This is a genomic window from Lacticaseibacillus daqingensis, from assembly GCF_003946115.1.
GTDB classification, from domain to species: Bacteria; Bacillota; Bacilli; order Lactobacillales; family Lactobacillaceae; genus Lacticaseibacillus; species Lacticaseibacillus daqingensis.
Genome location: NZ_RHOH01000004.1, coordinates 54,171 through 68,688 on the forward strand (window position 1 = coordinate 54,171; position 14,518 = coordinate 68,688).

Here is a 14,518-nt window from a genome sequence, read left to right on the forward strand (position 1 = left end):
ATATCAAGGAAGGACGTGACTGCCAACCAAACGGGCCCCTCAGTCGCCGCATGGTGGCGTGCGCTTGGCTGGCGCCGTCAGCGCAACGCCTTCATCATGAACACTTCGGTCACCTGCGCGTTGGGGTATGTCAACCGGCCAAACTCGGTGTAGCCGCGGGCTTGGTAGAAGGCCGGCGCTTGGTAATCAAACGTCTCAAGGTGGACCACGCCGCAGCCAAACGCCACCATCGCCGCCTCAACTTGCGCGAGCAGCGCCGTGGCTACCCCGCGCCGGCGATACGCAGGTGCGACCCACAGCGTCTCGATATAGCCGATGCGGTACGCGGACGCGTAGGCGTCGATCCCGCCCATCAGCGCGCCCGCCGCATCGTGGGCGCTGTAACTGAAGGTTTCAGGGCGCGGCTGCGAAAAAGGCCGCACCTGCTGGTTAAAGTCGTCGAGTTGTGCCTCGATCTGTGCCGTTTCGGCGCGAGTCGCTGGTTCAATGATCATTTCACTCATCCTTTCGATTAAGGCGGCATCGGTTCAACCGCCTGCGCTGCGCCATCGTCAGCCGCGCGCCGCTAAGCCCTGCAACTGTTGCTGAATCACAGGACTGCTGACCGCCCCAGTCGCGACCACTCGGCCTGCGTGCATCACGATCACGGTATCCACTGCCGCCAGCAGCGTTGGCTCAAACTGATGAGTCACCACCAAGAAGCCACCCGACTGGGCCACAATGCTGTGGCTGACCGTGGCCGCCTGCGGGCCGTCAAGCCCAGCCAGGGGTTCGTCGGCGATCAGGAACTCAGGCGCGACCAGCAACGCGCGCGCCAGCCCCAGACGCTTTTGCTCCCCACCGGACAGGTTGGCCCCTTCGGCGGACAGGGGCTTATCCAGTGGCAGTGCCAGTGCCGCGGCACTGGCGGCCTGCGCCACGGCCGCCGGACTGACCGTGTCATCGAACAGCCGAATGTTGTCGGCCAGACTCGCGGCAAAAATGTCCGGGGCTTGCGGCGCCACCGCGACTGTCGCGACAAAATCGGCGCAGCTCACCGGTTCACCGGCGGCCGTTTCGTAGCGCATCGTGCCAGCGGTCGGTTGCAGCGCTTCAAGTAGCACACTCAGCAGTGCGCTTTTACCCGCCCCCGACGCGCCGACAAGCAGGTAGCGCCGTGTGAGATCCAAGCGAAGCGTCACATCCTCGAGCACGGCGGTGTGGCCCATCGTTGCCGCCACACCGGTGAGCGATACCCGAGCGACGTTGGCGTGGCCCTGGCCCAACTGCGGCACTGGGGTCGCCAACTGCCGCGCGGCCGCCAGCCCACCGGGTAACTCCGCCAGTAGCCCGATCCCCTCCTCAAGCGGCTCACTGACAAAAATGACCAGCTGGCTGAAGGCCACGAGGTCCGCCAGGGTCAGCTGCCCGTTGAGCACGAACCGGGCGCCGATCACCCAGGTCCCAAGGTACATCGTATTACTAAATAGCTGACCCAGTGACTGCACCGCGCGCGTCACCGCGAGCTGTCGCGCCGTTGCCTGGTAAAGCTGCTGCGATGCCGCAGTTTGCTGGCGGTTGAAGCGTGCCCGCAAGTTAAACAGGGCCATTGTTGAAAACCCGTTGAGGCGGTCGGCCACCAGCGCGGTATAGCGCTGAACGGCTTCTAGCTGGGCCAGTTTGGCCCGGGTCAGCCAGCGCCGCGCCACGACCGGTAGCAACAACCCCGGGAGCACCAGCAGCAGAATCGCCACCGTTAAGGCGGGGGCGGTCCAAAGAATGGTGCCGACCGCCAAGAGGAACTCAACAATAAAGCCGTACAGCGTCAGCAGCTGCAAGTACCAGCCGGTCTGCACGGTGTCCACCTGGGTCGTGAGCCGCGCCAAGGCGCGCCCGTTGGCCAGCTGCCGGTGCGTGCTGAGAGACTGCGCCGTGAGCGCCCGAAACACACGGTTGCGTAGCTCACTGGCCGCCTGCGCCGCGATCGCTTGGCTCCAATAATGATCCAAGTAAAAGAACCCGCAGGCGACGATCAGGTACCCACACACCACTGCCACCAGCCACCCGTAAGAGCGGCTGAGCGTGCCCGTCAACACGGCGGTGATCATGCGGAGCACCTGGGCGAAGCCAATTTGCGTCAGTGCCGCGATCGGCGCGATGACGACATAGCCGAACAGCCGCCAGGGATGGTGTTTTGCATATGCGCGCATGGTTGTTCGCCTCCTAGCCCAACTTCAGTTCCGCCAGTGCCGCCTGCACCGATGATGCTGCCAGCGGCCCCACCGCCTGCACGCGCCCGGCCTTCAGCACAATGATCTGATCCGCGGCGGCAAAAATGGTGGGATTGAACCGGTGCGTGATGAACGCACACCCGGTCGGCTGAGCAAAAACGGCCGCCTCAATGTTGGCTGCGATGGCCGGGTCCAACCCGGTCGTCAGCTCATCATAGATCGTGTACGGGCGCCCACTCAGCGTGTTGCGCGCCAGCGCCAACCGCTGCCGCTCGCCGCCGGACAGCGCCGTCCCCTCGTGGCGCAGCGCCTGCGTCAGCGGGGCCGCTGTTTTCGCCAGAAGCGGCCCGAGCCCCGCCCCGGTCAGCGCCGCCGTGACCGCCGCAGCCGGTGTTGTCGCAAACAAGGTGGCATTATCCCGGAGCGTGGCATCGAACACATAGGTGGCCTGCGGCACGTACGCGATCTGGGCCGCCACCTGATCGAGCGTCAGCGATGTCAGCGGTTGCGCATCCAGGGTGATTTGGCCGCTCGGCATTGGAAAGTAGCCGAACAGCTGGCGCACCAAGGTACTTTTGCCACTGCCGCTCGCGCCGACAATGATGGTTTTGGCCGCCAGCTCAAGTGTCAGTGTCACGTCCGTCAAAAGCGCGCGCCCGCCCAGTGTCAGCCCAACATGCTGGAAGTGGATCGCGTGAACCGGTGCAAGTGGCGCCACCGGCTGCGCGGCTGGCGCTGCTTGAACCGCCGCATCCAGTTGCGTCTTCACCGCGCGTCCCGCGTTGTAGTCGCTGAGCATGCCCACGAACTCAAGCAGTGGGTAGGAGATGAAGACCATCAGCTGCGAAAACGCGACCAGGTCCCCCAGCCCCAAAGTCCCGCGCATCACGAAGTAGCCGCCCACCACCCACGTGCCGAGGTACTGTAGGTCATTGAGAAAATTCTGCACCGCGTTGATGCGCTTGAGCAGGCGATTGTTCGCGACACTGGCTGAGGCGAGCTGGCGGTTCGCATTCAGGAACAAGTGGCCAAACCGGGTCTGCGCCAGGCCGAGCCGCAGCGTGGCGTAGCCGCTGGCGAGGTCCGCCACCCGGTTGGTGAACGCCTCCGTGGCGGCCATCACCCGCCCTTGCGCCGCCTCGGTCGGTTTTTGCGTCAGGTATGGGACGAAAAACGTCGGCACGGAAAGCGCCAGCACCACCAGCAGCACACGCCAGTCCAGCCACAGCGTGCCCACCAGCGCGATCATCAGCTGCCACCCGAGATAGTAGCCGTTCAAAAGCGCCGCGTAGTACTGACCTTCGACCATGTCGGCTTCTTGGCCAAAGCGCGCCAGGTGAGTGCCCAGCGGCGTGGCCGTAAACTGTCCTAGCGACAGCCGCCCCACGGCCGCCAGTAAACTGGCGCGCAGCCGCGCCGTGGCATGCGTCAACAGCTTGCTGCGTTGCATATTGCGCGCGTAGTTCAGCCCATTGCTGATGACCATGTAACCGAGGACCACGGCACAAAGGCCCCCGAAGGACAGCGCGACCTTATGGGTCACGACATTGGTGATCAGCCGAAGGACCCAAGCCGTACTCACCTCCGCGGTGGCCGCAAGCGGGACAAGCAGCAGGTACCCGATGAGGCGGCGGCGTTGCTGCTTCAGATAATGTGTGTTCATATGATTTCTCCTGAATACGGGGCGCGCGACGGGGCGCATGATGGGGGCCCATCACTGGGGCCCTTCAACCGCCCCGTCGTGCTGGCACAAAAAAGACCTGGGATCTCCCCCAGGCCACGTGCCGGTTGCGATCGTCAAGCCAGACTAACCCCCGCCGATGGGAAGCCCCACCCGCGTTGCCGGTTAGTTCGCATGTTCGATCACTTCATCATGTTTGGCTGCCTCCCGTGCAATACTTCTTGCTCACAGGATAACATTCTAATGTTTCTCATGCAATATTAATTTTGTCAAAGGCAGCAAAAAAGGCCTGCCCCCCCCGGTCAGACCCTCATGCGGCTTAGTCGACATCCCCGTTTTGCAACCGATACATGTCGTAGTAGCGACCCTGTTGCGCCAGCAGCTCGTCGTGCGTACCGCGCTCGATGATGCGGCCGGCGTCGAGCACCAGGATCAGGTTGGCGTCCTTGATGGTCGACAGCCGGTGCGCGATGGCGATGGTGGTGCGCCCTTGCCGAATGCGGCGCAGGCCTTCCTGGATCACCGATTCCGTTTCCGTGTCGATGTTGGCGGTCGCCTCGTCGAGCACCAGGATCTTCGGGTTGGTGACCACGGTGCGAGCAAAGCTCAAGAGCTGCCGCTCACCGCTGGAAAACTGACTGCCCCCTTCGATCACGCGGGCGTGGTACTGGTTGGGCAGCTTCTCAATGAAGCGGTCGGCCTGCACAAACTTGGCGGCGGCCACCACCTGCTCATCGGTGATGCTGGTGTTGAACAGGCGGATATTAGACGCCACATCACCGTAGAACATGAAGGAATCCTGCAGCACCAGCCCGAGCTTGGCGCGCAGTTCTTCGATCGGGTAATCGTGGATGTCGACGTCATCGATCAGGATCTGACCGGTGCCAAACTCGTAAAAGCGCATCATGACGTTGATGATGGACGACTTCCCCGAGCCGGTGTGCCCGACCAGCGCCACGGTTTCCCCGGGGTTGGCCACGAAGCTGATGTCGTGCAGGATCTCGTGCACGCCGTCATAGGCAAAGGACACGTGCTTGAACTCGATTTTCCCGGTGGCGATCGTGGCGCTCGCGTCTGGGTTCTGCGCCGGCGCGTATTCGGTGTTGTCGAGGATACGGAAGATCCGGCTCCCAGCCACCACCCCGTCTTGGAAGAAGGACAGCGAGTCCATCATGTTGGTCATCGGGTTGAAGAAATTGGCGGTGTACGTGGTGAACGCGTAGACGACCCCAGCCTCCACGTAGCTGTGCAGGGAGATCAGCCCAAACAGCCACAGGACTGCCACCAGCGCGAGACTGTACAGCAGGTTGATGATCGGCGACAGCAGCAGGCTGTTGGTGCGGATCATCGCGTTGCGCGAGGCCAGATATTCCGAGTTCGTCGCCTCAAACTCGGTCGCGATCCGTTTTTCCTGCCGAAACTGCTGGATGATGCCGATGCCTTCGATGGACTCGTTCAGCTTTGTGTTCAGCTCCGAAAGCTTCTCGCGCATGTGGCGGTAGACCTTGCTGGAGTAGTGACTGTAATACCAGATCGCGATCAGGAGCACCGGCAGAAAGGCCAGCACCGTCATGGCGATCTTAGCATTCAGCAGGTACATGGTGACGAAGCTTGAGATGATCGAGAACAGGCCCACGATGACGCTCAAGATCACGTTCCAAAAGTCGGTCAGTGTCATCGTGTCGTTGGTGACCCGGCTGACGATGGAGCCGGCCGGGGTCTGATCGAAGTAGCGCATGCCCAGCGAGTGAAGTTTCTTGAACAGTTGCCGGCGCACGTCCTCCAGCCCTCGCTCGGCGCCCATCGCAAACAGGAACGTCTGGAAGAACTGGAAGAGCGCCTTGATGACGGTGCCGACCGCGTACAGGCCGCCGAAGGCAAAAATCACCGCGGTGGTCGCACTCATTTTGCTCAAGTAATCATCCATATAGCGCTGCAACACTTGTGGTAGCAGCACGTTCACGGCAGCGAGCAAGCCCGCAGCGATGATCGCGCCGATGAACTGCTTCTTGTAAGGCCGCGTGTAGCCCATCAGCCGCTTCATGATCTGCAGCTGCTCCTTCATTGGAATGCTTTTGGCCCACGCACTTTCGTATTTAGCCAAGGGTTTCACCTTCAATCTTTTGTTCCAGTTCCTGCTTAGCCCACATCTCGGCGTACCAGCCGTGGTTGGCGAGCAGATCCGCATGCGTGCCGCGCTCGATGACGTGCCCATCCTCCAAGACCAGGATCTCGTTGGCGTGCATGACTGAGCTCAGGCGCTGCGCCGCGATGATGGTCGTCTTGTCGGCACGCTGTTCGCGCAGGTTGGTCAGGATCTCGTTTTCGGTTTTGGCATCGACCGCCGACAGCGAGTCGTCCAAGATCAACAGCTCTGGGGTGGTGATCACCGCCCGGGCGATCGACAGGCGCTGCTTTTGGCCGCCGGACAGGCTGACCCCGCGCTCACCGACGAGGGTGCCATAACCCTCGGCGAAGTCCAGGATGTCGTTGTGCACGGCACTTTCGCGCGCCGCGTCCTCGACTTGGCCTTGATTCTTATCAAAGGCGCTAAAGCGAATGTTATCCGCCACGGTGGTTGAGAACAGGAAGTTGTCCTGCGGCACGTAGCCGATCGAATCCAGCAGCGCGTCCAGGGTATAGTGGCGAATATCGTGGCCGTCAAACTCGATCACGCCGTCGTACTGGTCGAACTCGCGCAGCAACAGCTTGAAAATCGTGCTCTTGCCGGCGCCCACCCGGCCCACGATACCCAGCGTCTGGCCTTCCGGCAGCGTGAAGTGAACATTCATCAGCGTGGCATGATCATCGCCGGGGTAGCTGAACTTATTGACCTTGAAGCGCAAGTCCCCGTGGGCCGGCGTGGTGATCGCATCCGATGCCTCGAGGATGGTGCTGCGCTCTTGCAGCAGCAGGTTGACCCGGTCGTAAGACGCGTTGCCGCGTTCCAGAATGTTGAACAGCCGGCCGATCGCAAACATCGGCCAAACCAGCGCGCTGACGTAAGAGACGAATGAGACCAGCTGGCCAATGGAGATCTGGCGGTTCAAAACCAGGTAGCCCCCGTAGACGATCGTGATGACATAGGTCAACCCCATGATGAGGCTGGTGGTCGGATCGAACAACGCATCCAAGAAGTTGACCTTCTTGTTGATGGTGATGGTTTTGTCGACGATCTGGTTAAAGTCGGCCGTATCCTCTTTTTCCTGGCCAAAGGTCTTGATCACCTTGATGCCAGAAACCGACTCCTGCGTCTTGTCGTTCAACCGCGAGAACGCCGCTTGCGACCGCGCAAATGCGGCGTGTAGCTTCATGCCCAACTTGCGCGCCATCACGGCCAGCAGGGGCATCGGCAGGATCGCCAACGACGTCAGGCGCCAATCCACGAAGAAGATCATCGCGATAATGGTCGTCCCGCCGGTGATGATGGAGTCAAACAGCGTCAGGATGCCGGCCCCAGCCACGTTTTGAATCGCGTTCAGGTCGTTCGTGGCGTGCGCCATCAAGTCCCCGGTGCGATGCTTCTGGTAGAACGTCGCATCCATCTTCATGAAGTGCCAAAACAGGCGGGTGCGCAGCGTTTTTTCGAGTTTTGCCGCGCCTCCCCAGATGGCATTGCGCCACCCGAAGCGAAACACATACTGCCCGACCCCTGCGGCCAGCAACAGGGCCAGCCACAACAGCAGGCGATCGCTGGTCAGGCTGCGCTTGTCCATCGCGTCAACCAAGCTCCCGATCACTTTGGGTGGGATCAGGTTCACCAAGGCCACCAGCGACAAGAACAGGACGCCTAAGCTATACTGCTTCGCCTCTTGCCGAAAGTACCAACCAAGTTTTTTGAAAATTCCCACAGTGCACTGCCTCCAAAATGAGATTATCCTAAATTATATAATTTTTTACTAAGCGAATGCAAACAACCTCATGAGAAAAAGGGGCGTTGTCGCATAAATAAAACGGTTCGGTCATTGTCTGACCGAACCGCTTCCCGAAGCGTGGATTACTTGGCGCGCTTTTGTGCCTGCTTCATCTGCTGCATCATCTGATTCAATTTCTTTTCAGAAGGCTTTTGGCCCATTGACATCATCATGCTGCGCATCATTTCCTCGTTCACAGGGGGATTATCGCGGAAGTATTTCTTCATGTAAGCTCGAGCACCGAAGAAGCCGGCAATGGCCCCCAACAGCACACCGAGGATCAATCCTAATGCAAATGGCATGCTTGTTCCTCCCCTCTTTTGTCCGTCACCGAACAAGTTTCAACTCTCTCATTGTACAAAAGCTCCGCGCAGTTTGAAAGCCTAATCTTTGCGTAAGCCGCGTTTCTTTTGGATCTCGCGCACCTTCTTGGGCGTCCATTCCTTGCCGGCTTTGTTGAACAGCGTTGTGGTTTCGATCTGTTCGCGAAAACCGGCCCGGAAGTCGCGCAGGTAAGCGTCACGCAAAGCCTTGCGTTCCTCGACCTCCGCCGGGGTAAGCCCAAATTCCTTGTCCTTGCGCGCCAGCTCGTTGATCCGATCCAGCCGTTCCTGTGGTTGTGCTGCCATGTCTGACCCCCCGTTTCTGATTTAGTTCAAGTGTACCATCTCAACGCGATACCCGCTCGCCTCTTGCTGAGGAAACGGGGCGCGCTGTAGCATCGCCAAGTATTCATTGGCGCGTGCCTCAGCGTGAAATGCCTTGATCAGGCGCACCGGCGCCCCTGCTTGGGCGTAATACACCACGTAGATGAGTTGATCCATGCGTCACTCCTGTCTGGTCGCAAACAAAAAGGCCGCTGCCGCGGCCTTTTTGATTTGATTAACGACGCTTCTCTTTGATACGAGCAGCCTTCCCACGCAGTGCACGCAGGTAGTAAAGCTTCGCACGCCGAACTTGACCGTGACGAACGACTTCGATCTTCTCGACCCGTGGGGTGTGAAGAGGGAACGTCCGTTCAACGCCAACGCCGCTAGAAATCTTGCGGACCGTGTACATGGCACTGATGCCAACGCCACGACGCTTGATCACAACGCCTTCGAAGATCTGGACACGTTCGCGTTCGCCTTCAACGATCTTGGCGTGGACACGAACGGTATCCCCAGGGCGGAAATCAGGAATATCGTCACGCAGTTGGGACTTCGTGATGGCTTCAATTACTGGGTTCATAAAAACTTCTCCTTTGACCGACATTCATAATCATCCCGACCAGCGGAACATCGTTGTTGTTGTGAGTTATCACAAGTCAATATTGTAGCATAGCCGCGCCGCGCTGTAAAGGCAGTGCGGCATCAATCGAACACGAACTGGTTGTGGTACAGCTCGGCGTAAAAGCCGTTGGCGGCCAGCAACTCAGCGTGCGTCCCGACTTCGATCACGGCCCCGTCCTTGAGCACCACGATCTTGTCGGCGTTCAGGATGGTTTTGAGCCGGTGCGCGATCACGAAGCTGGTGCGCCCCGCGATCGCGGCCTCCATCGCCCACTGGATCTGCTGCTCGGTGACCGTGTCCACGTTACTGGTGGCCTCATCGAGAATCAGGATCGTCGGGTCAGTGAGGATCGTGCGCGCGATCGACACCTGCTGCTTTTGGCCGACGGAGAAAACGGAATTATTCTCGTCCACGTAAGTGTCATACCCTTCAGGCAGCGCGGCGATGAACTCGTGAATGTGCGTCGTCTTGGCGGCGGTGATCACCTCATCCATCGTGGCCGCGGGCTTGCCGAAGCGAATGTTATCGGCGATCGTGCCGGAGAACAAGACCGACTCCTGCAAAACGATCCCGACTTGGCTGCGCAGGCTGTCGAGGTCAAAATCCCGCAGGTCTGTGCCATTGTAGCGAATCGCCCCGGCGTCCACATCGTAGAAGCGGTTCATCAGGTTCATCACTGTCGTTTTACCCGAACCGGTCGGCCCCACCAGCGCGACCATCTGGCCCGGGGCGACATCGATGCTGACGTCCTTGAGGATCGGATGGCCAGGCAGGTAGCTGAAGTCCACGTGATCGATCGCAATGCCTGCCCCAATGGTATCAAACGCCTTGCCGTTGACTGGGCGCACCTCCTCGGGTTCATCGAACATCACGTTCAGCCGGGTGGCCCCGGTCACCGCGAGCTGTAGCTGGCCAAAGGAGCTGGAGATCTGCATGATCGGGTTGTAGTACTGCTGGGCGTACTGAATGAAGGTCACGACCAGCCCCAGCGCGGCAGCCGTGGTGATGCTGGGGTCGTTCAGCGCGATCTTGGTGCCGAGGAAAATCACCAACGCGGTCGTCAGCAGCGAGAAGCCGTTCATCAGCGGGAAGATCATCCCCGACCAGGCCTGCGCAGCGAACGTGGTTTTTTGGACGGCATCGTTCTTCGTCACGAAGCCAGCGATGGTTTCTTCCTGCTGGCCCTCAACGATGATCGCCTTTTGGCCGGAGATCTTCTCGTCCATGTACGCATTCAGCACGCTGACCTCAGCCTGCTGACGGTCAGTATAGCGCTTGGCCTGAATGATGATGATGACGGCGCACAGCACCGCCACCGGCGTGGTCGCCACGGTGACCCAAGCCATGCTGACGTTTTGACGGAAAATCATGATAATAATGCCGATGAACAGCGCAATGTTGGTGGTCACGTTGACCGCCGCCTGATTCAGCGTGTTCTGGATGTTATCCAGATCTGACGTGAAGCGGGCCAGAATGTCCCCGTCCTCGTGGCGGTCAAAGTAGGCGATCGTCATGCGCTCCAGCTTGCCGAACAGCCCCTTGCGCATTCGGTTGGTGGCGTGGGCCACGATGCGCGTGAACAGCAGTGTGTACAGCAGCTGCGCCACCCCGGTCATCAGGTAAAACGCCAGGAGCAACCACATCGACCCCATGAAGTCCGCCTTGCTGGCCGCGCTGGACAGCGCCACCTTGTGCAGGCTGGCAATGGTCGTGCCCTTCGGCAGATGTGCCAACAGCGCCTGGGGCACGTTCGCGTCCGTCAGGTGTTGCCAGCTCGGCATCGCCGCAAGCTGCTGCAAGCTGTGGATCGTTGTCCCCTGCGGCAGACTGCTCAGCACCGCCTGCGGCACGTTGGCATCCGTCAGGCTCGCCCAGGCCACCGTGTGGCCGCTGGCCTGCGTCAGCTGGCTGGCAATGCCTTCCAGCGCCGTTTGTGCTTGCGGACCGCTGGCGGCCAGCTGCTTGAGCGCCTTGGTCGCTTCGGGTGCGTGCTGATGGGTGAAGTAGTCTCCCACGTAGGTGCTCAGGTGAGTGATGGCATCCCCCATCACTACCGGTGCTTTGACCTGCAGGTAGGTGGCTGCGAAAATCAGCACGGCGATGGCGGCAAACTGAAGCTTGTACTTCTTGAAGTACAGGTAGAAAAAGCGCGTTGCGCGCAGTGTATCACTCATGCGTCCACCTCCTGAGCCTTTTGAGTCTCGTAGATCTTACGGTACACGGCCGATGTTTGGATCAGCTCGTGGTGCGTACCTTGCGCCACCAAGCGCCCAGCATCGAGCACGAGGATCGTGTCGGCGTGCACCACGCTGGAAATCTTCTGCGCGATGATGATCGTCGTGGTTCCTTTTAGTTCGCGGTCAAACGCCTCCTGCACCAGCTTCTCGGACCGCGCGTCCAGCGCGGAGGTCGAGTCGTCAAGGATCAGGATCTTCGGCGCCTTGATCACCCCGCGGGTGATGGACAGCCGCTGCTTTTGGCCGCCTGAGAAATTGTTGGCCCGCTCTTCCACCGGCGCCTCGTAGCGCTCGGGCAACCGGTCGATGAACTCGGCGGCCTGCGCGATGCGCGCGGCGCGGTCAAGCTCCGCTACGCTGGCATTCGCCTTGCCTTGGCGCAGGTTGCCCGCGATCGTGCCGGAGAACAGGATCGCCTTTTGCAACACGATCGACACCGTAGCCTTCAGTGTGGCCTGCGACACCTGACGCAGGTCGCGGCCGCCAACGCGCACCGTGCCGCTGGTGGGGTCAAACAAACGCGGGATCAGCTGCGCCAAAGTCGACTTGCCGGCCCCAGTGGCCCCCACCACCCCGACCATCGCGCCGGCCGGCAGGCTGAAGGAGATGTCCTTCAGTGTCGGCGTGGCGTCGTTCGGGTAGGCGAAGCTCACGTGGTCGAATTCGACGGTGCCGGCCAGGTCTTCCTGGTCGGTGGTCGCAAACGTCATCGTGACCGGCGTGTCCAGTACTTCCTCGATCCGCCCCATCGACACGAAGCCACGGGACGCAAACATGGACATCATGCCGCCCATGATGATGGCGAACATGATCTGCATCATGTACTGAATGAAGGACATGATGCCCCCAAGCTGGTCCTGCGCCACGCTGGCCGACTGCGTCACAAAGGTCGACACCAGCCAGATGGCGGCAAAAATCGCCAGCTGCGAAATGATCGTGAACGCCGGGATCATCGTCGCGAAGGTGTACCCCACGGCGAGGTTGTGCCCCAGCAGCTCATCGGACGCGGCGTCAAACTTCGCCGCCTGGCTGTCCTCTTGGACGAAGGACTTCACCACCCGGGCCCCGCGCAGGTTGTCCTTGGCGATGCCGTTGATGCGGTCCATCAGCGATTGAAACGCGGCAAAGTGCGGGCCCATGCGCCCCATTGACACGGCGGTCACGCCGACGATCAGCACCACCATCACCACGATGATCCACCACAGGCGCGGCATCGTCATGATCGACAGGATGAACGCCCCAACGAACAACAGCGGCACGCGGATCAGCACCTGAAAGATCATCATCAACAGCATCTGGATCTGGTTGACGTCGTTGGTCATCCGCACGACCAGGTTCTCCGCCTTGAACTTCTCCACGTCCTCATACGAAAACGTCTGGATCTTGCGGAAGGTGCGCTCACGCAGTTCCGCGGATACCGACTGTGCCAACTTGGCCGCCGCCAGCGTGTTGAGCACCGAGCCGATCAGGCCAACGATGGCGACCCCGATCAGCCCAACGCCGTAACCGCCGACGCGGTCCACCTTCTTGGCCGTGGTCAGCGAAAGGTCCGCCATCACACTGAGAATGGCTTTCATGTAGCTGGGCTGCCAAAGCGCGGCGCCCACCTGCAGCAACATCGTCAACACCGCGGCCAAAACCAGCCACCGATGCTGACGCAAGGCGTTCATTATCATCTTCAATTCCTCCGTTGTTCCCGTTCGTCTTAGCGCGACGAATTGTGATTATACGCCTGCCGGGGTGGGTTGGCAATCGATTCAACTTATTTTTTGATTATCTGACTGGTGCACATAAAAAAACGCCCCTGAACAGTCGCTCAGGGGCGTCTCACCGACGTTGACGGCCATTTCGCCGCCACTTTATGCTTTAGTTAATGTCAGGTTCATCTGGTGCCACCTGCGTGCGTTCCTCGCGCCGCACCGCGGCCAACAACTTCTGCGCGGTAGAATCGAGCGGTAGGTCGGCCAACAGGTCCGGCCGCCGCTGAAGCGTGCGCCGCAGGGATTCCTTGAGCCGCCATTCGGCGATCAGCTGGTGGTTGCCGTTTTGCAACACCGCCGGCACGTCCATCCCGCGGTAGCTGGCCGGGCGCGTGTACTCCGGATAGTTCAGCAGCCCATCCTCAAAGCTATCAGTGGCGGCGCTTTCCTCGTTCCCCAAGACGCCGGGCAAAAAGCGCACGGTGGCATCGATCATCATCATCGCGGGCAGCTCGCCACCGGTCAGCACAAAGTCCCCGATCGAAAACTCATCGGTCACCAGCGTGCGGATCCGCTCGTCGTAACCCTCGTAGTGGCCGCAGATGAACACCAAGTGGTCTTCTTGCGCCAGCTCCTTGGCCGCCACGTGATCAAACTTGCGCCCGGCTGGGTCCAGCAAAATCACGCGCTTGGGCCCCGGGTGGGCGGCGGTTAGGTCGTCCATCGCCTCAAAAATCGGCTCCGGCTTCAGGAGCATCCCCGCCCCGCCCCCATACGGGGTGTCATCGACGTGGTTGTGCTTGTCGTGACTATACTGACGAAAGTCCACCACATTGAACTGCATCAAGTCGCGCTCAAGCGCCTTGCCGATGATGGACTGCGAAAGCGGCGCGAACATATCGGGAAACAGGCTCAGCACATCAATCCGCATCGTCGATCAGCCCCTCCGGTACATCCACGCGTGCCGTTTTGGTCGCCAGGTCGATGCTTTGGACTACGCTGTTCAAAAACGGCAGCAGAATATCAGCCTTGCCAACGCGCGGGATCACCCACACGTCATTGGGACCCGGCGTCAGGATCTCGCTGACCTGCCCGAGCACCTGGTCGTCTTGGTCGATGATGGTCAACCCGATGATGTCATGGTAGTAGTACTCGTCCTCAGCCAATGCCTGCTGGTCTTCCTCCCGCACGGAAAGCATCTGGCCCTTGAACGGCAACACCGCATTGATGTCGGCATAGCCCTTGAAGGTCAGCAGGTACAGCCCTTTTTGAGGGCGGGCGCTGGCAATGGTCACCGGGGTGTTTGGCGTGCCTTCAACCACCAGCGGACTCCCCTTGGCGAACCGCTCGGCTGGAAAGTCGGTGATCGGGACGACTTTCAGCTCGCCTTTGATCCCGTGCGTGTTCACGATTTTCCCCACGTGGTACAGATTTGACATAGTGCACTGCTCCTTTATCGATCGGTCTCAACTTAGCTTAACAAAAAAGGCCGGCGATTGCCGAC

Annotated in this window: 13 protein-coding genes; all 13 read right to left on the minus strand. The window is 60.2% G+C overall.

Translation table 11 applies throughout. The features are described 5' to 3' along the window. Positions 1 to 77 precede the first annotated feature (77 nt). The 13 genes from EKM88_RS06420 to rimM all read right to left on the minus strand — a co-directional run bounded on the left by EKM88_RS06420 (position 78) and on the right by rimM (position 14,453). On the minus strand, positions 78 to 494 hold the full coding sequence (locus tag EKM88_RS06420; protein ID WP_164512026.1) for a GNAT family N-acetyltransferase: 417 nt from the start codon (positions 492 to 494) through the stop codon (positions 78 to 80). Positions 495 to 551: 57 nt separating this feature from the next. After that, complete coding sequence (locus EKM88_RS06425; RefSeq protein ID WP_125704357.1) at positions 552 to 2,189, minus strand: ABC transporter transmembrane domain-containing protein; 1,638 nt, start codon at positions 2,187 to 2,189, stop codon at positions 552 to 554. Between the two features lie 13 nt (positions 2,190 to 2,202). Next, positions 2,203 to 3,873: an ATP-binding cassette domain-containing protein gene (locus EKM88_RS06430; RefSeq protein WP_164512027.1), complete on the minus strand. Its 1,671-nt coding sequence runs from the start codon at positions 3,871 to 3,873 to the stop codon at positions 2,203 to 2,205. A gap of 337 nt (positions 3,874 to 4,210) precedes the next feature. After that, on the minus strand, positions 4,211 to 5,956 hold the full coding sequence (locus tag EKM88_RS06435) for an ABC transporter ATP-binding protein (RefSeq protein WP_225418452.1): 1,746 nt from the start codon (positions 5,954 to 5,956) through the stop codon (positions 4,211 to 4,213). Between the two features lie 31 nt (positions 5,957 to 5,987). Beyond that, positions 5,988 to 7,742, minus strand: coding sequence for an ABC transporter ATP-binding protein (locus EKM88_RS06440; RefSeq protein ID WP_125704363.1), 1,755 nt, complete (start codon positions 7,740 to 7,742; stop codon positions 5,988 to 5,990). A 146-nt stretch (positions 7,743 to 7,888) separates the two neighbouring features. Beyond that, a complete protein-coding gene (locus tag EKM88_RS06445) occupies positions 7,889 to 8,107 on the minus strand; it encodes a YneF family protein (RefSeq protein WP_125704365.1) in 219 nt (72 codons plus the stop codon). Between the two features lie 81 nt (positions 8,108 to 8,188). Continuing rightward, positions 8,189 to 8,434 (minus strand): DUF896 domain-containing protein, encoded by a 246-nt coding sequence (locus EKM88_RS06450; protein ID WP_125704367.1) that lies wholly within the window; start codon positions 8,432 to 8,434, stop codon positions 8,189 to 8,191. Between the two features lie 21 nt (positions 8,435 to 8,455). After that, a complete protein-coding gene (locus tag EKM88_RS13290) occupies positions 8,456 to 8,629 on the minus strand; it encodes a hypothetical protein (protein ID WP_164512028.1) in 174 nt (57 codons plus the stop codon). Between the two features lie 58 nt (positions 8,630 to 8,687). After that, the gene (gene rplS, locus EKM88_RS06455; RefSeq protein ID WP_125704369.1) at positions 8,688 to 9,035 is read right to left on the minus strand and encodes a 50S ribosomal protein L19; all 348 of its coding nucleotides are present in this window, start codon (positions 9,033 to 9,035) and stop codon (positions 8,688 to 8,690) included. 122 nt (positions 9,036 to 9,157) lie between these two features. After that, on the minus strand, positions 9,158 to 11,251 hold the full coding sequence (locus EKM88_RS06460) for an ABC transporter ATP-binding protein (RefSeq protein ID WP_125704371.1): 2,094 nt from the start codon (positions 11,249 to 11,251) through the stop codon (positions 9,158 to 9,160). Beyond that, the gene (locus EKM88_RS06465) at positions 11,248 to 12,990 is read right to left on the minus strand and encodes an ABC transporter ATP-binding protein (protein WP_125704373.1); all 1,743 of its coding nucleotides are present in this window, start codon (positions 12,988 to 12,990) and stop codon (positions 11,248 to 11,250) included. Before EKM88_RS06465 ends, EKM88_RS06460 begins: the two co-directional genes overlap by 4 nt. A gap of 190 nt (positions 12,991 to 13,180) precedes the next feature. After that, positions 13,181 to 13,945: a tRNA (guanosine(37)-N1)-methyltransferase TrmD gene (gene trmD, locus EKM88_RS06470; RefSeq protein WP_125704375.1), complete on the minus strand. Its 765-nt coding sequence runs from the start codon at positions 13,943 to 13,945 to the stop codon at positions 13,181 to 13,183. After that, positions 13,935 to 14,453 carry a ribosome maturation factor RimM gene (gene rimM / locus EKM88_RS06475; protein ID WP_125704378.1) on the minus strand — a complete coding sequence of 173 codons (519 nt, stop codon included), beginning with the start codon at positions 14,451 to 14,453 and terminating at the stop codon, positions 13,935 to 13,937. Before rimM ends, trmD begins: the two co-directional genes overlap by 11 nt. Positions 14,454 to 14,518: the final 65 nt, after the last annotated feature.